This is a genomic window from Stenotrophomonas sp. STEN225, from assembly GCF_056756445.1.
Window position 1 is genome coordinate 100,006 of record NZ_JBRRBV010000010.1, and the last position, 19,642, is coordinate 119,647.

The 19,642-nt window shown below is 68.5% G+C and carries 18 protein-coding genes; 8 read left to right on the forward strand and 10 right to left on the reverse strand.

Translation table 11 applies throughout. From position 1 onward, the window contains the following. Positions 1 to 83: 83 nt before the first annotated feature. The 5 genes from ACVOJ1_RS11890 to ACVOJ1_RS11910 all read right to left on the reverse strand — a co-directional run bounded on the left by ACVOJ1_RS11890 (position 84) and on the right by ACVOJ1_RS11910 (position 4,696). Entirely contained in the window at positions 84 to 1,016 is a 933-nt protein-coding gene (locus tag ACVOJ1_RS11890) for an RDD family protein (protein ID WP_053517104.1), read from the reverse strand. A gap of 48 nt (positions 1,017 to 1,064) precedes the next feature. Then, entirely contained in the window at positions 1,065 to 1,802 is a 738-nt protein-coding gene (locus tag ACVOJ1_RS11895; RefSeq protein WP_053517106.1) for a pilin, read from the reverse strand. A 39-nt stretch (positions 1,803 to 1,841) separates the two neighbouring features. Further along, positions 1,842 to 2,315, reverse strand: coding sequence for a DUF494 family protein (locus ACVOJ1_RS11900; protein WP_053517108.1), 474 nt, complete (start codon positions 2,313 to 2,315; stop codon positions 1,842 to 1,844). Positions 2,316 to 2,358: 43 nt separating this feature from the next. Then, entirely contained in the window at positions 2,359 to 3,486 is a 1,128-nt protein-coding gene (gene dprA / locus ACVOJ1_RS11905; protein WP_164151334.1) for a DNA-processing protein DprA, read from the reverse strand. Between the two features lie 79 nt (positions 3,487 to 3,565). Next, the gene (locus ACVOJ1_RS11910; RefSeq protein WP_053517112.1) at positions 3,566 to 4,696 is read right to left on the reverse strand and encodes a LysM peptidoglycan-binding domain-containing protein; all 1,131 of its coding nucleotides are present in this window, start codon (positions 4,694 to 4,696) and stop codon (positions 3,566 to 3,568) included. A 126-nt stretch (positions 4,697 to 4,822) separates the two neighbouring features. Here ACVOJ1_RS11910 and def point away from each other — a divergent pair, with 126 nt between their 5' ends. The 5 genes from def to ACVOJ1_RS11935 all read left to right on the forward strand — a co-directional run bounded on the left by def (position 4,823) and on the right by ACVOJ1_RS11935 (position 10,859). Then, positions 4,823 to 5,335, forward strand: a complete 513-nt coding sequence (def, locus tag ACVOJ1_RS11915; protein WP_053517114.1) for a peptide deformylase — start codon at positions 4,823 to 4,825, stop codon at positions 5,333 to 5,335. Between the two features lie 121 nt (positions 5,336 to 5,456). Then, complete coding sequence (gene fmt / locus ACVOJ1_RS11920; RefSeq protein ID WP_065174450.1) at positions 5,457 to 6,380, forward strand: methionyl-tRNA formyltransferase; 924 nt, start codon at positions 5,457 to 5,459, stop codon at positions 6,378 to 6,380. Positions 6,381 to 6,383: 3 nt separating this feature from the next. Further along, entirely contained in the window at positions 6,384 to 7,715 is a 1,332-nt protein-coding gene (gene rsmB / locus ACVOJ1_RS11925) for a 16S rRNA (cytosine(967)-C(5))-methyltransferase RsmB (protein ID WP_346475313.1), read from the forward strand. A 22-nt stretch (positions 7,716 to 7,737) separates the two neighbouring features. Further along, positions 7,738 to 9,450 carry a glycosyltransferase family 39 protein gene (locus ACVOJ1_RS11930; protein ID WP_346480472.1) on the forward strand — a complete coding sequence of 571 codons (1,713 nt, stop codon included), beginning with the start codon at positions 7,738 to 7,740 and terminating at the stop codon, positions 9,448 to 9,450. A 143-nt stretch (positions 9,451 to 9,593) separates the two neighbouring features. Next, a complete protein-coding gene (locus ACVOJ1_RS11935) occupies positions 9,594 to 10,859 on the forward strand; it encodes an O-antigen ligase family protein (protein WP_053517197.1) in 1,266 nt (421 codons plus the stop codon). Between the two features lie 98 nt (positions 10,860 to 10,957). Here the strand turns inward: ACVOJ1_RS11935 and ACVOJ1_RS11940 are convergent, their stop codons facing one another. After that, on the reverse strand, positions 10,958 to 11,764 hold the full coding sequence (locus tag ACVOJ1_RS11940) for a glycosyltransferase family 2 protein (protein ID WP_053517120.1): 807 nt from the start codon (positions 11,762 to 11,764) through the stop codon (positions 10,958 to 10,960). On the opposite strand from ACVOJ1_RS11940, the gene ACVOJ1_RS11945 reads away from it, so the two are divergent. Continuing rightward, positions 11,763 to 12,821 carry a CDP-glycerol glycerophosphotransferase family protein gene (locus ACVOJ1_RS11945; RefSeq protein WP_346480487.1) on the forward strand — a complete coding sequence of 353 codons (1,059 nt, stop codon included), beginning with the start codon at positions 11,763 to 11,765 and terminating at the stop codon, positions 12,819 to 12,821. The two genes, ACVOJ1_RS11940 and ACVOJ1_RS11945, sit on opposite strands and share 2 nt — an antisense overlap. Before the next feature lie 100 nt (positions 12,822 to 12,921). On the opposite strand, the gene ACVOJ1_RS11950 is transcribed toward ACVOJ1_RS11945, so the two are convergent. The 4 genes from ACVOJ1_RS11950 to ACVOJ1_RS11965 all read right to left on the reverse strand — a co-directional run bounded on the left by ACVOJ1_RS11950 (position 12,922) and on the right by ACVOJ1_RS11965 (position 17,148). After that, positions 12,922 to 14,445 (reverse strand): PH domain-containing protein, encoded by a 1,524-nt coding sequence (locus ACVOJ1_RS11950; RefSeq protein ID WP_277381113.1) that lies wholly within the window; start codon positions 14,443 to 14,445, stop codon positions 12,922 to 12,924. Further along, the gene (locus tag ACVOJ1_RS11955) at positions 14,442 to 14,942 is read right to left on the reverse strand and encodes a PH domain-containing protein (protein ID WP_053517123.1); all 501 of its coding nucleotides are present in this window, start codon (positions 14,940 to 14,942) and stop codon (positions 14,442 to 14,444) included. The genes ACVOJ1_RS11950 and ACVOJ1_RS11955 overlap by 4 nt, the downstream gene beginning before the upstream one ends. 74 nt (positions 14,943 to 15,016) lie before the next feature. Next, the gene (ribA, locus tag ACVOJ1_RS11960) at positions 15,017 to 16,153 is read right to left on the reverse strand and encodes a GTP cyclohydrolase II RibA (RefSeq protein WP_279941955.1); all 1,137 of its coding nucleotides are present in this window, start codon (positions 16,151 to 16,153) and stop codon (positions 15,017 to 15,019) included. A 74-nt stretch (positions 16,154 to 16,227) separates the two neighbouring features. Next, positions 16,228 to 17,148: a lauroyl acyltransferase gene (locus ACVOJ1_RS11965; RefSeq protein WP_065174456.1), complete on the reverse strand. Its 921-nt coding sequence runs from the start codon at positions 17,146 to 17,148 to the stop codon at positions 16,228 to 16,230. A 61-nt stretch (positions 17,149 to 17,209) separates the two neighbouring features. Between ACVOJ1_RS11965 and dtd the strand changes: the two genes are divergently transcribed. Then, a complete protein-coding gene (dtd, locus tag ACVOJ1_RS11970) occupies positions 17,210 to 17,650 on the forward strand; it encodes a D-aminoacyl-tRNA deacylase (protein ID WP_053517128.1) in 441 nt (146 codons plus the stop codon). A 92-nt stretch (positions 17,651 to 17,742) separates the two neighbouring features. Further along, positions 17,743 to 19,602: an RNA polymerase sigma factor RpoD gene (gene rpoD / locus ACVOJ1_RS11975; protein WP_346480473.1), complete on the forward strand. Its 1,860-nt coding sequence runs from the start codon at positions 17,743 to 17,745 to the stop codon at positions 19,600 to 19,602. Positions 19,603 to 19,642: the final 40 nt, after the last annotated feature.

Here is a 19,642-nt window from a genome sequence, read left to right on the forward strand (position 1 = left end):
GGGTGCCGGGCGTTCAGGTTTCCTTATTAGAGGAATCACGCCCGGACGCTCCATGTCAAGCGCCCAGGCGTGAGGATGGCCGGTCAGGAGGCCATCTTGGCGATGAATCCGATGGCCGCCACCATCAGGACCAGGCCGGCCAGGGCCAGCAGGGCGGTGATGACCAGGACGGCGATGGTGACCACGCCCAGCTCGCGGCGTTGCAGCTGCGGCTGGTCGGTGAAGGCCCAGCGGTCCACCACCAGGGTGTCGCACATCATGTCGTGCAGGCCCTGCTTGCGCTCGGTGAACGCGGCCATCAGGTAGCCGATGCACAGGATCAGGCCGCTCAGCACGGCGGCCCAGTAGCGTCCGAAGGCACGTCCCACGGTCAGCCGGTCACCGTTGCTGCGCACGACCTTGATGCCGACGGCCATCTTGCCCAGGGTGGCACCGCCGCGCGAGGCGTGGAACCAGGTGTAGTACACCATGGAGATCACCAGGTTGAGCAGGCCGCTGACCAGCTGGCCCATGATCTCGATGGCCGACTCGCCGCTGCCGGCGGCCCCCATGCCCGCACCCAGTGCCAGGGCGGAAATGACGCCGATGATCGTGCCGGGGATGAGCAGCACGAAGTAGTCGATCACATAGGCAGCCACGCGCTTCCAGAAGCCTGCGTACACCACTTCGCCGCCCATCACCGGCTGTGCGTGGCCGGCCATGGCTGCGGTGCCCGGCGCGCTGTAGGGCGAACTGCTGAGCGCGCCGGTGCCGGGCAGCGGCGCCGTGCCGTTGTCGATGGCCTGGTAGTCGCTGCGCAGGTCGAAGCCGCCACTGTCAGCGGCCGTGGTGGCGCTGGCCAGGGTCTGCAGGCCGAGCTCGTCGACCACCTGCCGCAGCGCGGCCCATTGCGCCATGCCCTCACGCCAGACCAGCGTATCCAGTGTCAGCTGGCCGCGCTGGAAGCGCTGGCGGATGTCCTCGACCGGCAGCGGTCCCTGGCGTTGCTGTCCTTCGGCGAAATACCACTCAGTCATTGTGTGTCCCTCCTGGGTCGTCCTTGCTTGGGGTGTAGTGCCGATGGCTCAGCCGCGGCACTGCTGCGGCAGATACTTGTCGTTGCTTTCGCCGCTGCATTCCCAGCGGCCGCTGTCGCGGTCGTATTCCAGCCACAGCAGATCGCCATCGATGGTCTTGCCGGGCGCGGCCAGCGTGGCTTCGATACCGCAATGACCGTTGTTGAAGCGGCCGATGTGGACCGCTGACAGGCCTGCGGCGGAGAAGTCCCCCGGCGCCGGGAAACCGGCATCGTTGGCACCCGGGCAGCGTCCTTCCTCGTCGGCGAAATGCTGCACCTGGTCCTTCAGTGGTTGCAGTGCGGTCAGCGACGTGGCGACCTTGGAGCGCAGGGTGTAGTCGTTGTAGGCAGGCAGCGCGATGGCCGCCAGGATCGCCACGATGGGTACCACCACCAGCAGCAGTGCCCCGCCGATGATGGCGGTCAGGGCGCAGCCGGACAGGCCCTTCTTCGGTGGCGGCAACGCGGCCGCGGGCGCACTGTGGGCATAGGGGGTTGCCGCCGGCAGTACCGGAGGCTGCGGGGCAGGGGGCTGCAGCCCGGGGTCGTCGCGGGCGGCATCGACGGCCGGCACGATCAGGCCGAGCTCATCCACCACGCTGCGCAATGGCTGCCATTGCGGCAGCCCATCGCGCCACACCAGGGTGTCCAGGCTGATCTGATTGTTGCGGAACAGCTCGACAAGCTGTTCTGCCGGCAGCGGGCCTTGCTGCCGGTTGCCTTCTGCATGGAACCACTCGCTCACGGGGCACGCTCCTGAATGCGCTATGCCCCAAGTGTAAGGTCAGTGCAGGGGTTCTGGCTCGTCCATGAACATCTGCGTTTCCATCCAGGCGTAAGCCGCCTCGGCGCCCGGCTGGTTGAACAGCACCATCAGCACGACCCATTTGAGATCGTCCAGGTCCAGTTCGTCCTGGTCCAGCGCCATTGCCCGGTCCAGCACCAGCTCGCGCTGGTCGGCATCGAGGATGCCGTGCTGCTCCAGGTACAGCAGGAAACCGCGGCATTCCACGTCCAGCTTGTCCAGCTCGGGCCCGTGATAGATGCGCACCGGGCCATCGACCCGCGCCTGGGCCACACTCGGACGCTGTGCCGCCAGGGCATCGAGCCAGTCGAATGCCTTGTTGATCTCGGTAGGGCTGAATCCGGCCTGGATCAGGCCGTTCTGGAGCGAATCGCGGTCACGGATCAGGTCCGCATCTTCGCTGAAATAGTGTTCAAACAGGTACAGCAGTACATCCAGGATGCTCTCTTTCATTGCCCCTCGGCCTGCGTCGCGCGACGCTGTGGAGGTGAAGAAACTAGGGAGTTCGACAGTAGCGGCCGTGTACGCAGACCACGATTCCCGCAAGTTCCATGGCCAGCAGCATGGAGGACACCTGCGGCGCCGTCAATCCACAGCGCGTGATCAGTGAATCCATACTGATTGGGTCAAGGTCCAGGGCCTGCCACAACCGCTGGTAGTCAGGGTCGCCGACCCAGCGTGCCGGCAGGTCGGCTGGCACTGCCTGTTCAGTGGGGGTGGCCAGCCGCGATTGCAAGGCCGGCAGCTGCTGGCGCAGGGCCGGGGCCAGCAGCTCCAGCACGTCCTCGGGCCGTTCCACCAGGGCGGCTCCCTCGCGGATCAGGCGGTGGCAGCCGGCTGCCCGCGGATTGAGCACCGAGCCGGGCACGGCGCATACCTCGCGACCGGCCTCGGCGGCCAGGCGCGCCGTGATCAGGGCGCCGGACCGGTGCGCCGCCTCGATCACCACGGTGGCCAGGGCCAGCCCGGCCACCAGCCGGTTGCGCGCCGGAAAGTGGCCGGGACGGGCAGCCGTACCGGGCAGGTACTCGCTGAGCACGGCACCCTCGGCGCCGATCCGGGCCTGCAGTGGCGCATGGTGGTCCGGATAGGCACGGTCGGGGCCCGTTCCGATGACGGCAACGGTACTGCCGCCGGCGTCCAGCACCGCAAGGTGGGCGGCCGCATCGATACCGGCCGCCAGCCCACTGGCGACCGCCAGTCCGGCTTCGGCGAAGCTGCCGGCAAAACGCGCCGCCAGTGCCCGACCGGCCGGTGTGGGTGAGCGGCTGCCAACCACCGCCACCGCCGGGCGCCAGGCCAGGCCGGGGTCGCCGGCCACGAACAGCGCCAGCGGCGGGTTGGGGACCTCCGGCAGCAGGGGCGGGAAGGCCGGGTCGGTAACGGCCAGCAGGTGATGGTGGTCGTCCTGCAGCCAGTGCAGGGCGGCTTTCGACCGCTGCGCATCGGGGCGTTCCAGTGCCGCGCACTGTTCCGGGGTGCAGCCATGGGCGCGCCAGCCGGCCACGCCCAGCGCAAGGGCCGCTTCGGCGCTGCCCGCGCCCTGCAGCAGTGCCCGCCGCGGCGCCAGCGCGCCTCCCGCCATCACCAGGCGCACCAGCGCCTCATCTGCCTGCTTGGTCATCCCCCCACTATCGACCGCAGACAACAAAGGCGCCCTAGGGCGCCTTCGCGTACGGCTGTCAGGGATGTTCCCGGCAACCCTACTTCGTGTCCGGATGCAGCGCGCTGTAGCCCACTCGTACAGGCTTCACGCCCTGCATCACCAGCGCATAGCTCACGTTGTCGAAGGTGCGGAACACCATCGCATGCGCGGCGTACTCGTCGGGCAGCGAGACCCGGCCGGCGCCGGTACTGAGCGAATCATCCATGCGCGAGGACCCCGGGTACTTCATCCGGTGCGCGACGTGGCGGCCCGGCCGCCACAGCGAGAACACGGTGCCGTTGTCCACGCCCTGCGCGCGGCCCGCCGAAATGGCGATCACATCGCGTGGCCCGCCAACGCTGAACATGTCGGTCACCGCGAGCACACGCACGTCCACGCCCTCGACGCCCGCCGCCGGCACATGCGGGACGAACTGCAGGTCGTAGGGCCTTGCCTCGACCGGCACCAGCCGGTCGCCGGCGCGGACTTCACGCCCGCCGCTGTTCTTGTCCAGCACCAGGGTGGACGCCTCGACCTTGCCGCCGGCAACCTGGGTGATGGTGCCCGTCCCGACCTGCATCAGCTCGTAGCCCAGCATCTGGTGCGCACGTCGCGTCGGCGCGTTGTAGGCCCGCCACAGGTTGCCGCTGCCGGGGGTGACCTCGCCATTGGCGGTCAGGTCCTCGGTGGGCTTGGGCACGCCATAGCGCACGGTCGGGCGGACCACGGCCCAGCGCTGCCCGACCTGGGCATCGGCCAGGCGCACGTACACGGCTTCGCCACTGCTGGCGCGCAGGCGGTCTTCTTCCAGGCCCGCCACGTAGGGCAGGTGGTCGATGCGGTCGACCACGCTCAGCTGCTTCAGGAACGGCTCGACCTGGGCCAGCGGAATGGCATCGATCGGGGCCTCCTGGCGGGGCCCGGGCTGGGCCGTCACACGGTCCAGGTAGGCCAGGCTCAGCACGTCACCCGGATAGATCAGGTGCGGATTGGCGATCTGCGGGTTGGCCTGCCAGATCTCCGGCCACAGCCAGGGCTTCTGCAGGAAACGCGCGGCGATATCCCACAGCGTGTCCCCTTTTCGGACCACATAGGTATCCGGGTGCCCGCCATTCACTTCCACGGCGGTAGCATAGGCAGCCACGGTCAGCATCGCCGCGGCGACGACCGTACGAAAACGAAGCAACATAGGTGTGAAGCCCTGATTCCCCAACAGGTCCGCGCACTATAGTCCAGAAACCGGGGCGCAAGGCAAGCGTTGCAGCTAGAATCTGCGACGTATGCCGGCGTGCCGGCCCCCTATCCGGAAACTGCCATGGCCCTCCTCCCGATTCTTGAGTTCCCCGATCCGCGCCTGCGTACCAAGGCCGCGTTGATCGACGCCGCCGAAGTGACCACGCCGGCCTTCCAGGAACTGGTCGACAACATGTTCCAGACCATGTACGACGCGCCGGGCATCGGCCTGGCCGCTACCCAGGTGGACGTGCACAAGCGCTTCATGGTCATCGATGTCAGCGAAGAGAAGAACCAGCCGCTGGTGTTCATCAACCCGGAGATCGTCGCCAAGGACGGGGGCCGGGTGTACCAGGAAGGGTGCCTGTCGGTGCCGGGCATCTTCGCCGACGTGACCCGTGCCGACACCATCACCGTGAAGTTCCTTGACCGCAATGGCCAGGAACAGCAGATGGAGGCCGGTGAAGTGCTGGCCACCTGCATCCAGCACGAGATGGATCACCTGGACGGCAAGCTGTTCATCGATTACCTGTCGCCGCTCAAGCGCGAGATGGTCCGCAAGAAGCTGGCCAAGCAGCGCAAGCACGTGGCGTGATCGCCGCTCCGGGCCGCCCGCAGGGGTGGCCCGTGCCCGCGCGCAGCGCGCGGGCTGTACGGCGCCGGCCGACGGCGCCGTTTTCTTTCCTGCACGAATCCATCCTGCAAGTGGGGTAGCCATGAGGATTGTCTTTGCCGGTACGCCGGAATTCGCGGTGTCATCGCTGCGCGCAGCGGCGCGCCACCACGAGGTCGTGGCCGTCTACACCCAGCCTGACCGTCCGTCAGGCCGTGGTCGCGGCCTGGCCCCCTCGCCGGTGAAGCTCGAGGCGGTGGCCCGCGGCATTCCGGTGTACCAGCCCGAATCGCTGAAGGACGAAGCGGCCCAGCAGCAGCTGCGTGACCTGAAGCCGGACCTGATGGTGGTGGTGGCTTACGGCCTGATCCTGCCCAAGGCCGTGCTGGCCATCCCGACCTACGGGTGCTGGAACGTGCACGCTTCGCTGCTGCCGCGCTGGCGCGGTGCGGCGCCGATCCAGCGCGCGATCCAGGCCGGTGACGAGACCACGGGCGTGTGCCTGATGCAGATGGAAGCCGGACTGGATACCGGCCCGGTGCTGCTGCACCAGGCGCTGCCGATCGCGGCCACCGATACCGGTGGCCAGCTGCACGACAAGCTGGCCGAGCTGGGTGCGCAGGTGTTGTCCGATGGCCTGGGACTGCTGCGCGCCGGCATCAAGCCGATCGCGCGGCCGCAGCCGGAGCAGGGCGTGACCTACGCACACAAGCTGGACAAGGCCGAGGCGAAGCTGGACTGGACGCAGGATGCAGCGGTGCTGGCGCGGACCGTACGCGCGTTCAACCCGTGGCCTGTCGCCGAAGCAACGCTGGCCGGCGAGCGCGTGCGCATCCATGGCGCCGTGGCGCAGGCGATGGAGCACGGCCAGGCACCGGGAACGGTACTTGCTGCCGGCCGCGAAGGCATCGACATTGCCTGCGGCCAGGGCGCGCTGCGCCTGCGCGTGCTGCAGCGCGAAGGTGGCAAGGCGATCACTGCCGCCGATTACCTCAACGCCCGTCGCGACCTGCGCGTGGGAGCGTAAGCGGTGACGAAACAGAATGACTTCTCCATCGCCAGGGCGGCGCCGGGTGCAGCCACCCGCATGCTGGCCGCACGCGTGCTGGCCCAGGTGTTCACCCGTGGCCGTTCGCTGAAGGCGGAACTGGCGTGGGCCCTGCCGAAGCTGGCCGACAGCCGTGATCGGGCGTTGCTGGAAGCGCTGTGTTTTGCCGTGCTGCGCCGTCGCAGTACCTATGACGCGGCATTGCAGGCGTGGATGCAGAAGCCGCTCTCGGCGCGCGATGCAGACCTGCGTACGCTGCTGATGGTCGGCTTCGCCCAGCTGGACGTGCTGGAACTGCCGGCGCACGCGGCCCTGTCGGCCACCGTCGACGCAGCGCGTGCGCTGGGCCGTGAGCGCCAGGCGGGCCTGGTCAATGCCATCCTGCGCCGCGCCCAGCGTGAGGGATTCCCGGAACAGCCGGCCCGCGATGCATTTCCGGCCTGGCTGGTCGAGGCCATCGAGCGCGACTGGCCGGCGCAGGCCGAGGCGATCTTCAGCGCCAGCCTGCAGCCTGCGCCGCTGTGGCTGCGCGCCAACCGCCAGCACGGTGGCCGCGAGAAAGTCCTGGCCGTGCTGGCCGAAGCCGGTATCGTCGCCGAGCCGAGTCCGCTCAGTGCGGACGCGTTGCGGCTGGCGACGCCGGTCGCTGTCAACCAGCTGCCCGGCTTCGCCGAGGGCGCGCTCTCGGTGCAAGATCTGTCCGCGCAGTGCGCGGCCGATGCGCTGGCGCCGGCCGCCGGGGCGCGGGTACTGGATGCCTGCGCCGCACCGGGCGGCAAGTCGGCGCACCTGCTGGAGCGTGATCCCAGCCTGCGCCTGCTGGCGCTGGACATCGACGCCCGTCGCCTGGCGCGTGCCCGTGACACGTACGCGCGCACGGGTGTCGGTGAGGGCGCACAGACCCTGGCGGCAGACGCCAGCGATCCTGGCGCGTGGTGGGATGGCACGCCGTTCGATGCGATCCTGCTCGATGCGCCCTGTTCGGCCACGGGCGTGATCCGCCGCCAGCCGGATGTGATGTTCCACCGCCGCGCCGAGGACATCGATGCGCTGGTCGGCGTTCAGGCCCGGCTGCTGGAGGCATGCTGGTCGATGCTGCGCCCCGGTGGCGTCCTGCTGTATGCCACGTGCTCGATCCTGCGTGCGGAGAACATCGAGCAGATCCGCGCGTTCCTGAAGTGGCACCCGGATGCGGTGGCGCAGCCGTTGGACGAGGCGTTCGGGCTGGATTGCGAAGGCATTGCACGCCAACGACTGCCCGGTGACAGCGATGCTGACGGATTCTTCTACGCGCGTCTGCTAAAAGCAGTGTGAATCCGCTGCCGTTCAAGTCCTCATGCTGAAAACCCGCGCGTCGCGAGAGACGTGGTTGTTCGTGGTGATGGCCCTGCTGGTGCTGGGGGCTGGACTCGGCCTGCGCGATCCCTGGCCGTCGGATGAGCCGCGCTTCGCGCTCGTCGCCAAGCAGATGGTGGACAGCGGTCACTGGTTGTTCCCGCATCGCGGCCTGGAGCTGTACTCGGACAAGCCGCCGATGCTGATGTGGTGGCAGGCCACGCTCTATCACCTGATCGGCGATTGGCGGCTGGCGTTCCTGCTGCCCTCGCTGATCGCCGCGCTGGGCACGTTGTGGTGCGTGGTCGATCTCGGCGATCGGCTGTGGACGCGACGCGTCGGCCTGTACGCAGGCTGGGCACTGCTGTTCGCACTGCAGTTCACCTTCCAGGCGAAGAAGGCACAGATCGATCCGCTGGTGGTGCTGTTCATCACCCTGGCCAACTACGGGCTGCTGCGCCACCTGCTGCTGGGCCCGGCATGGCGCTGGTGGTGGCTGGGCTGGTTCTTCGCCGGGATCGGCGTCATCACCAAGGGCGTGGGTGTGATCGCCCTGCTGATGCTCGTTCCGGCCGTGATCGGCTCGGCGCTGCGGTGGAACGGTGTGCGCCTGCATGCGCGCGACCTGCGCTTCTGGCTGGCGCCGCTGGCGTTCCTGCTGGCCGTGGCGCTGTGGCTGCTGCCGATGGTGCTGGCGGCGCTGGCGACCGGGCTGGACGAGTACCGCGCCTACATGGACGACATCCTGTTCCAGCAGACCGCAGGGCGTTATGCCCAGTCCTGGGACCATCACCAGCCGTGGTGGTACTTCCTGGCGATCATGCCGTCGATGTGGATTCCCGCGTTCCTGGCACTGCCGTGGGCGATTCCGGCCTGGCGCCGCCGGCTGCAGCGACGCGACGCGCGCTACCTGCTTCTGCTGGGGTGGTGGTTGCTGATCGTGCTGTTCTTCTCGATTCCCGAGGGCAAGCGCGATGTGTACATTCTCCCTGCGCTGCCGATGTTCTGCCTGGCCCTGGCGCCGCTGCTGCCCGGCCTTCTGCGCCGTCGCGACGTGCAGGCACTGCTGGGGCTGTTCACGCTGGCCCTGGCGCTCGGCACGCTGCTGGCAGGCGCACTGGCATTGCTGGGCGAGCCGGGATTTGAGTCGAGGCTGGAGCACGAACGTGGTCTGGCACCGGGCGTGATGGATGCGTTGGCCTGGGCGGCGCTGGCGATGGGCGCCTGCGGTGTGGCCAGCCTGTTGCTGTCTGGCCGTGGCCGGCGTCATCTGGCCATGGTGTCGACCCTGGCCACGGTGTGGGTGCTGTACAGCCTGGTGGGCTACCCGCTGTTGAACGATTCGGGTTCGGCGCGGGGCCTGATGCGCCATGTGGGGGAGCGCATCGGCCCGCAGGCCGAGTTGGGCCTGGTGGCCTGGAAGGAACAGAACCTGCTGATGGCCGATCGACCGGCGGCCACGTTCGGCTTCAACACCCCCTGGGATGAACAGCTGCAGGCGGCGACGCGCTGGCAGCGACTGGTGCCGGCGCGGCGCTGGCTGCTGGTGCAGGAGGACGCCCTGTTGCCGTGCGTGGACCGCGACCGGGCCGAACCGGCGGGCGTGGCCAATCGTCGCCGCTGGTGGCTGGTGCCGGCGGAGGCGGTGGTCGCGCCCTGCCAGGCCAGCGATCGCGAGCGCGAACGTGAACGGCGTTTGCAGGAACGGGGATAACGACCTGTGTCCACGCTTGTCCAGACTGCCCAACAGGCGACAAAGGCAGTAAAACAGCACACTGGGAGTGGCCGTTGTGGCCGCCCCCGTTCTTCCCGCACACCCGCAGCGAAACTTCCGACGTGCCAGCTCCACCGGACAACCTGAACCCCGCGGCCGGCGACCTGCCGGGTGCCCCCGTCGGCGGTCGGCAGCGCACGGCGCACTGGCTGGCGCAGATCGGTCTGTTCTGCCTTCCGGCGCTGGTGCTTACCGTGCCGATCAACCTGCTTCCGTATGGACTGTTGCTGCTGGCCAGCACGCTGCTGGCGCCGGAACTGCTGTGGCGCGCCCGGCACATGGGCGGGCAGCCGGTGAAGGTGCTGACCTGGCTGATGCTCGCGGTGCTGGCGCTGGGCCTGCTGTCGGTGCTGCTGTTCGAGCAGGGGCTGCGCGATGTCGACAACCGCTCGCGCTTCGTGGTGATCCCCTGGATCGCCCTGTGGGTCTGCGCGTTGCGCCCGGACCTGCGCTGGCTCTGGCGTGGCGCGCTGGCCGGGCTGCTGGTCACCTTCGCGATGTCGCTGTGGCAGGTACTGCAGGGGGCTCCGCGTGCGGAGCTGTTCACCAATGCCATCGTGCTGGCCGACATCGTGATGGTGCTGATGGTGCTGCTGGTGTTCTGCCGACCTTCGCGACGCTGGTCGCTGGTGATCGTCGGCATGGCGGCCGGCTGTGGAACCATCGTGTTGACCGGCAGCCGTGGCGTGTTCGCGGCGTTGCTGGCTCTGCTGGTGGTGCTGGCGCTGAGCCTGCGCTGGCGGACCGGCACCGCCCGCCTGTCGGTGCTGGCAGGCATGCTGGCGATTGGCGCCACCCTGCTGCTGTCGGTGCCCGAGCTGCGTCACCAGGTGCGGCTGAGCGAGCTGCACAGCGACATGCAGCGCATGGAGCAGGGCGACAGCGACTCTTCCGCCGGTGCCCGCGTGGAGCGTCTGCAGGTTGCCTGGGATACCTTCCTGGACCACCCGCTGGTCGGTGTCGGAATCGGCCACTTCGATGACGCGATGCAGCGTGTGCCGGTCTGCCGCGAGAACCCGGACGAACAGCGCTGCCACCTTGGCCATGCCCATAACGACGTAGCCGAATGGGCCGCCACCCAGGGCATGCCCGGCCTGCTGCTGCTGCTGGCGGTGTATGGCGTTCCGCTGTGGGTGTTCGTGCGCCTGCATCGGCGCAGCGGGCGCAGTACGTTCCGCGGGCCTGCCGCGGCCGGGATCATGATCGTGACCACGTACGTGCTGTGCGGGCTGACCCAGTCGATGTTCGCGCACCAGATGACGGCCAGCTTCTACGTCACCATCGTCGGCCTGCTGGCCGGGTTGTCGATCCTGGAAGGTGCCCGCCACCGCGGGGCCAACGCGGGTTGACGCCCCGCCGCCGGGCATGGCCCGGCGCTACCCCTGCACCGCCATGCCCGGCGCACGCAGGTGCACGGGAGCGGTAGCGCCGGGCCATGCCCGGCGGATCAGGGCTGCGGCGGGTCGGCCACCGCCTGACCGTTGCCGAGCATCCACAGCATGATGGTCTTCTGCCGCACGTAGTTGGCACGCACGTAGGCATAGACCAGGCCGTGCCAACCATCGCGGAAACCGCCGCGGAAAATGAATCCCCGCCAGAAGCGCCAGGCCGGTGCCAGCACCAGCTTGCCCAGGGTGGCGCGCTTGCCGCGTGCGAACTCGTGCTCGGCCATCATCCGCGCGTACTTCTCGGTCTTGGCCAGTTGCTGCTGCAGCGAGCGGTAGGGGTAGTGGATGAGGTCACCGCGCAGGGTGCCGACGCTGCCATCGACGCTGGCGGCCTCGTGGATCTCACGGGTGCCGCGCCAGCCGCCGCGGCGGCGGTCGAACAGGCGCATCACCCGGTCCGGATAGGCGTTGCCGTGGCGCAGGAAGCGGCCGAAATACTCTGAAAGGCGGGCAAAGCGGTAGCCCGCGTGGCCGCTGAATCCCCCCTCGCGGGCCTGTTCGATGGAGGCGCGCAGTTCCGGGCTGATGCGCTCGTCGGCATCCAGGCACACCACCCAGTCATGTGCTGCCTGCTCGACGCAGAACGCCTTCTGGCTGCGGAAGCCATCGAACGGCCGCTGCAGCACGCGGGCACCGGCGGCCTCGGCGATGGCCACGGTGGCGTCGCTGGAATACGAGTCCACCACGATGATCTCGTCGCAGAAGGCCAGCGAGGCCAGGCAGTCGCCGATGCGGCCGGCCTCGTTGAACGCGATAATGCACGCCGAGATGCGAGGCCGTTCGATGGGAGCGGTCGTGGAGGACATGATGGCCGGGTACCTGTTGTTTGCGACGGAGCGCTATGCGCTGCCTATTCTCGCCCCGTTGGCGCAGGCCTTGCACGCGTCCGGGCAGGAGGTGGCTGCCTGGTTCGAAGGTGGCGCCGCCGGCAGCCAGTTGCCGGGCGTGCCCGTGATCGGCCTGAAGCAGGCCCTGGCGATGCGCCCGCGCGCGGTGTACAGCGCGGCCAACTGGGTGCCGACGTTCCTGTCCGGTGCCAAGGTGCAGCTGTTCCATGGCTTCAACGTGGAGAAGCGCGACAGCGCACGTGGCCATTTCCGGGTACGCGGGATGTTCGACCTGTACTGCACCCAGGGCCCGGCCACCACCGCGCCGTTCCGCGACATCGCCGCCCTGCAGGGCCACTTCGCGGTGGCCGAGACCGGCTGGCCGAAGCTGGACCCGCTGTTCCGCGACGATGGTGGCGAAAGCGCCGCGCTGCGCGCAGCGGCGGGCGGTCGTCCGGTGATCCTGTTCGGCTCGACCTTCACCGAGCGGCTCAGCGCCGCCCCGCACCTGCATGCGCAGATCGCCGCCGACATCGCGGCCGGGGAGCGCTACTGGCTGCTGACCCTGCACCCGAAGTGCCCGCCGGAGCTGTTCGAGCGTTACCGTGCGCTGGCCGGCGCCAATGCCCGCTTCATCGAACCGGAGCAGGTCATGGCCGCACAGCGCGCCGCTGATGTGCTGGTGTCCGATACGTCTTCGATCGTTTCGGAGTTCATCGTCCAGCACAAGCCGGTGGTGACCTTCCGCAACCGCGTCCCGAAACCGCACATGATCGATTTCGACGTGCCGGCGCAGCTGCCCGTCATGCTGCAGCGCGCGCTGCACCCGGATGCCGTCCTGCAGGCGGAGATCGTGCGCTATGCCGACGCGATCCATCCGTACCGTGACGGCCGCTCCAGTGAGCGGGTGATTGCCGCAACCGAGGATTTCCTGTCCGGCGAGATGGGCGCGCTGCGCCGCAAACCCTTCGGCAGCTGGATGCGTGACCTGCAGATCCGCAGGGATCTGGGCTACTGGGGGCCATCACAGCGGTGATCGGGGGATGTAGAGCCGAGCCCACGCTCGGCTGTGGCAAGCCGAGCATGGGCTCGGCTCTACAGTAGATCCACGCCAGGCGTGGAAGGGCGGCAACGGGTCACCAGCGCAGCTTGCGGCGCGGCAGCGCGGCGGCCAGCTGCGCCATCAGCGCCCGTGCCTGTGCGTGCGGCAGGTAATGCAGCGCCAGGGCCACATCACCATGCGCGCCTGCGGTGTCCAACTGCAGGCTGGCCGTGCCCAGCAGCCTGTCCAGCGGTGAGCGCTGCAGGCGCAGGCCCTGCAGCTTGTCCAGTTCCGCCCAGCGCCACCAGCGCCTCCACCATCCGCCGCGCACCGCGACGTAGCGATCATCCAGATGCCAGCCCATGCGGCCCATCTGCCGATGGGCGACCCAAAGCGCGACCGGCAGCCAGCCCAGCACCAGCAGGCCGGGTGTTCCCCAGCGCCAGTACATCGCGGCGGCCAGCAACGGCACCAGCAGTACGCTGCCCAGGCACAACCGCCACCAGCCGCGCTGCGGCACCGGCTGCCAGTGCGCGGGCGGCCACTGCAGCTGAGGCAGCAGGCGCTGCACCAGATGATCGCAGTCGGCGGCCGGTGCCAGCGGCGCGAGTTCGCGCAGCGCCCGATCTTCCTCGCGGGTGGGGCCGCCGGCAGCGCTGTCAATCTGCAGCTGGCGCCGCCCGAACCAGCGTTGCAGGGTGCCTTCACGCAGGGTCCAGGCCTGGATGCGCCGGCGCGCCACGCTGCTGCGCGTGCGGCTGAGCAGGCCTGCCGCGACCGTCAGCCGGTGTTCCTGCTCGGTCAGGGTGAAGCCGGCATAGCGCAGCAGGGCCAGCACCACCGACAGCAGGCGCATCAGCAGCCAGCCTGCGACCAGCACCAGCGCGGCCAGGATCAGCAGGCCGGCAAGGCCCTCGTGCAGCTGGCTGGCGTAGCCGAACGCCTCGCGTCCTCCGCTGGAGATCACGCCGTCCAGCGAACGGCGCGGGATCACCTGCAGCAGCGCACCGATGGCGGCGGCGAACAGCACCCAGCCGCGGTTGGACAGCAGGCCAAGCCGGATCACTTCGGCAGTGGACATGCGCAGCAGCACTTCATCGGTCGGGTCGGCGGTGGCAGCCGGTGCGTTGCCAGGCGCCTTTCCGCGCTGCTTCACCAGCTGCTCCAGTGCCAATGCCTGGTCCAACCGCAGCACCCGCATCTCTGCCTCCGGGCGCACGCCGCCGGCCGACTCCAGGCGCAGCTCGGCCACGCCGAACAGCCGGTGCAACGGGTTCTGCCGCACTTCCACGTTGTGGATGCGGGCGAAGGGAATTTCCCGGCGGTTGCGCGCAAGCAGCCCGCTGCGCACGGTGATCGCATCACTGCCGATGCGGTAGCGGTAGCTCAGGTACTGGAGCACCGAGACCACCACCAGCGCGGCGATGGCCAGCAGCGGCATCAGCTGCGCCCACAGCGGGTCGCGGTCGCCGCGCTGGCCGAACACCAGCAGCGCGACCAGCGGCAGGAAGTAGTGCCGCAGCTGCATCAGCAGCACGAACAGCCATGACCAGGGGTGCAGGCGCTGTTCGTCGCCGCCGCGTGGCAGTGGGGGCGGCAGGGGCGGTGGCTGGCTCACAGGGCGTCGGCGTCCTGGTCGAGCTGGTGGGCCAGGGTGTCGCGCAGGCGTTCGGCGTCGGCATCATCCAGGCCGCTGACAGTCACGGCACTGAGGCGGGTGCCTGCGGTGTGCACGATCAGCGTCGCCAGGCCGGCACGCCGCTCCAGCGGACCACGGCGCAGATCAAGGTGCTGCACGCGCGAGACCGGTACCTGCGTTTCGGTCTGCCACATCAGGTCCCTGCGCAGGCCCAGGCCCTGTGCGTCCAGGCGCCAGCGTGTGCGGGTCAGGCGGCGATGGCCCAGCCACGCGCCGAACAGGGCGCCGACCAGCAGGCCCGACGCTGCACCCCACAGCCCGGCAGGCAGATCGAAGAACCACCACGCGGCTGCCAGCGGTGCGCCTGGCACGAACAGTCCACCGAATGCGCCTTCCAGCGCAGCCAGGCGTGCGGCGCGGGCCGGCAGCGGCTGCCAGTCGTTGATGGGCACAGCAGGAAGAGGCTGGTCGGTCACACGGGCTCCGTCGGGCTGCAGGGCAGGCGGGGCGGCCGCAGCCGCACCGCGCAGACGGTAGCAGGTCGGGCGCGCTACTGCGCCGCCTGGATCAGTGCATCGACATCGAGCAGATGGCCGGCACGGTCGGCCTTGGTGCGCAGGTAGTGTTCGTTCTCGGCCGTGATCTCGCCAGTGACCGGAATGCAGTCCAGCACTTCGATGCCGGCATTGCGCAGGCGCTGTGCCTTGGTCGGATTGTTGCTGAGCAGGGCCACGCGGCTGATGCCCAGGCCGCGCAGCATCGCCACGGCGCTGCCATAGCGTCGCTCATCGGCGCCGAAGCCCAGTTGTGCATCGGCGTCGATCGTGTCCAGCCCGTCGTGCTGGTAGCCATAGGCGCGCATCTTTGCAGCGATGCCCGTTCCCCGGCCTTCCTGGTCCAGATACAGCAGCACGCCGCCGCCCAGTTCCTTCAGTTTGCGCAGACCGCGTCGCAGCTGGTCCCCGCAGTCGCACTTGAGCGAACCGAACAGGTCGCCGGTCAGGCACGAGGAGTGCACGCGTACCGGCACCACGGCAGACAGGTCCGGGTCGCCGACGATGATCGCCACCTGGTCGCGTTGTGCAACGCCGCCGCGGAACACCGCGAAGGTGGTCATGCCGACATCGCGCAGCGGTACCGGCGAACGGGCGACCAGCTCATAGTCGTGGGCGGCGTGCGCCGCACCTTCGGCCAGGTCGCACAGGGCGACGTCGGCGGCGCCGTCGAAGGTCGCATCACCCGCATCCAGGCGCACCGCGACCATGGCCGGCAGCAGCAGGCCCAGGCGGGCCAGTTCAACCGCGCCGGCATCGAAGGCATCGCCTGCGGTCCAGTGAGCCGGCATCGGCCCGGGCTCGCGCAGGTAGCCCAGCGTCGGCAGGGCGTCGAAGGCGATACCAGCCAGCGGCAGGCGCACACCGTCAGGTGCCTCCACCCCCAGCACGCGGGCGCGGGTCGCCGTCAGGAACAGGTAATGACGCTCGCGCGCTGCGCTGGCAAAGGCGGCAAAGCTGCTGGCGGTGGCGCTGTCCAGCGCGATCACGGCCAGGCGTTGGCCCTGGCCGTCGTGAAGCAGGACCGGGCGACCGGCGCGCAGTTCCGCGACCGCGCGCTCGCAGCGGATCGCGGCCGGGTCGCCGAACAGGGAGGAGGCAGCAGGCATGGCAGGACCGGGGGAGGCGGACATCGCAGTCTCTATGGGGGCGCCGGCGTCGTATTCAACGTGCTGCGGCCGCCGGTCGCAGGGCGGCACGGTGGGACTCAGTGCGGGTGTTCCTCGGTCGCGTAGGGATCATCCTCGCCGCTGCCCGGTGGCCGCAGCGTATAGCGCTTGTAGGTCCACTGGTACTGCGCCGGATCGCGGCGGGCGATGCGTTCGATCCCGGCGTTGAGGGCGGTGGCCGCAGTCTGCGGGTCCGGGTCGGCCACTGCGGGGTCGGCCGGCTCGACGTGCAGGGCGAATTCCATGTCCGGCCCAATGCGCTCGCACCAGCCATACAGGACGATGGCGCCGGTGCGTTCGGCCAGGCGGTTGACCAGGGTCATGGTCAGCGCCGGCACACCGAAGAACGGAACGAACACGCCGTCACCGGCCTTCGGCTGCTGGTCCGGCAGGATGCCGGTGGCGCCACCATCCTTGAGTACCTTGAACAACTGGCGCACTGCCGGGCCCTCGGCGCGCACCTGCTGCACGTTCTGGCCACCCCGCACCAACTGCAGGAATGCGTCGCTGGCTTCATCCTCCGGCGGCTTGTAGACGATGGCGATCTGCCCGCGCGAGGCCAGCCACTGGTTCAGCAGCTCCCAGTTGCCGAAGTGCGGCGCGGCCACGATCACGCCCCTGCCGCTGGCCAGCGCCGCGTCATACAGCGCTTCACCGTGACGCTGCTTCAGGTGCAGGCGCAGGTTCTCGGCCGGCGGGCGGCTCCACAGGCGCAGGGTCTCGATGGCCTGCAGGGCGGTGGAGCGCAGCAGATCGCGATGCAGGCGCTCGCGCGCAACGGGGTCCAGATCCGGATAGGCCAGCTCCAGGTTGCGGCGGGTGACGCGACTCTCACGGGCGTTGAGACGGATCCAAGCCCAAGCCAGGGCCTGCGCGACGCCGCGCAGCAGCGGCCAGGGCAGGCGCGTGAACAGGGTGGTGGCGCGATAGGCCAGCCGGGCTTTGCGTTGCGGGTTCATCCACGCAAGTTTAGCCAAGGGCGCTGCTATCGTGGCCGGCCCCCTGACCGGAAACCCACAGATGCTCGTCCTGATCCAACGCGTCAGCCAGGCCGCCGTCCACGTCGATGGCGAGGCCGTCGGCCAGATCGGCCCAGGCCTGCTGGCCCTGGTGGGGATGGAGCCGGGCGACACCGAGCCGCAGCTGCAGCGCATGGCCGAGCGCCTGCTGGGCTACCGGGTGTTTGCCGATGAAGCCGGGAAGATGAACCGCTCGCTGCGCGATACCGGCGGCGGCCTGCTGCTGGTCAGCCAGTTCACCCTGGCGGCCGACACCCGGTCGGGCATGCGCCCCAGCTTCACCACTGCGGCGCCGCCGGCCGAGGCTGAACGCGGGTTCAATCGATTTGTCGACATCTGCCGTGAAAATCACGCGCCAGGGGTGGAAACGGGCCGCTTTGGTGCCCATATGATCGTCAGCCTGGTCAATGATGGTCCCGTGACCTTCCTTCTCAGGCCCTGAAGCCGCCGGGACCACCGCCCGGCAGGCGGGGCCCCGGGCTGGTATAATGCTACGTTCCCTATTTCCTACCCAGCCGGTGGCGCGAGCACTACATGGCCAACGAACGTCCTGCCCAATCCGAAATCAAGCAACTGATCAGCAAGGGCCTGGAACAGGGCTACCTGACCTACGCCGAAGTCAATGACCATCTGCCGGACGACATGGTCGACCCGGAACAGATCGAAGACATCATCGGCATGATCAACGGCATGGGCATTGATGTCCATGAAGTTGCCCCGGATGTGGAGACTCTCCTCCTCAACGACGGCAACACCGGCAACCGCGAAGTCGACGACACCGCGGCCGAAGAAGCCGCTGCCGCGCTGAGCGCGCTCGACACCGAAGGTGGCCGTACCACCGACCCGGTGCGCATGTACATGCGCGAAATGGGTACCGTCGAGCTGCTGACCCGCGAAGGCGAAATCGCCATCGCCAAGCGCATCGAAGAAGGCCTGGGCCAGGTGCAGGCCGCACTGGGCCAGTTCCCGGTGTCGGTCGAATCGCTGCTGTCCGATTACGAAGCCCACAAGGAAGGCAAGAAGCGCCTGGCCGAAGTGATCGTCGGCTTCAACGACCTGACCGACGAAGAGCCGGCTCCGCCGGCGGCCGCCGCCGATGACAGCGACGATGCCGACGCCGAAGCCGACGAGGACGAGGACGAGGACGATGATGTCGACGGCGCCGATGAGGAAGCCGCACCGACCGGTCCGGACCCGGAGGAAGTCGCCGCGCGCATGCAGGCGCTGAGCGATGCCTTCAATGCCTTCAAGAAGGCCGCCGGCAAGGGCGACAAGAAGAATCTGCCGCGCCTGCGCGAAGAGATGTCGGCCGTGTTCGTCACCCTGAAGCTGCCGCTGCCGCTGACCGACGTGCTGACCAAGCAGCTGCGCGACACCATGGCCGAGATCAAGAGCCATGAGCGCCGCGTGCTGAACCTGGCCACCGTCACCGCGCGAATGCCGCGCAAGGATTTCATCCGCTCCTGGGAAGGCAACCAGACCAACCTGGAGTGGGTGGAAGACGCACTGAAGCGCAAGCAGAAGTGGTCGTCGGCGCTGCGTGAGGTGAAGGACCAGATCATTGCCGAACAGCAGGCCACGATCGACATCGAGAAGCTGACCCAGCTGGACCTGGAAGAGCTGAAGGAAATCAGCCGTGCCATGGCCTACGGTGAAGCCAAGGCGCGCAAGGCCAAGAAGGAGATGGTCGAGGCCAACCTGCGCCTGGTGATCTCGATCGCCAAGAAGTACACCAACCGTGGCCTGCAGTTCCTCGACCTGATCCAGGAAGGCAACATCGGCCTGATGAAGGCCGTGGACAAGTTCGAGTACCGCCGCGGCTACAAGTTCTCCACGTATGCGACCTGGTGGATCCGCCAGGCCATCACCCGCTCGATCGCCGACCAGGCGCGCACCATCCGTATTCCGGTGCACATGATCGAGACGATCAACAAGTTGAACCGCATTTCCCGCCAGATGCTCCAGCAGTACGGCCGCGAGGCCACGCCGGAGGAGCTGGCCAAGGAAATGGACATGCCGGAAGACAAGATCCGCAAGGTGATGAAGATCGCCAAGGAGCCGATCTCGATGGAAACCCCGATCGGCGACGACGAGGATTCCCATCTGGGCGACTTCATCGAGGACACCAATGTGGAGTCCCCGATCGAGAACACCACCAACATCAATCTGTCTGAAACCGTGCGTGACGTGCTGGCCGGCCTCACCCCGAGGGAAGCCAAGGTGCTGCGCATGCGCTTCGGCATCGACATGAACACCGACCACACGCTGGAAGAGGTCGGCAAGCAGTTCGACGTGACCCGCGAGCGCATTCGCCAGATCGAAGCAAAGGCGCTGCGCAAGCTGCGTCACCCGAGCCGCTCGGAACAGCTGCGCAGCTTCCTGGATATCGATTGATTCCAGCGGTTGTGTCGTGAACTGGAAAACCCCGCTTCGG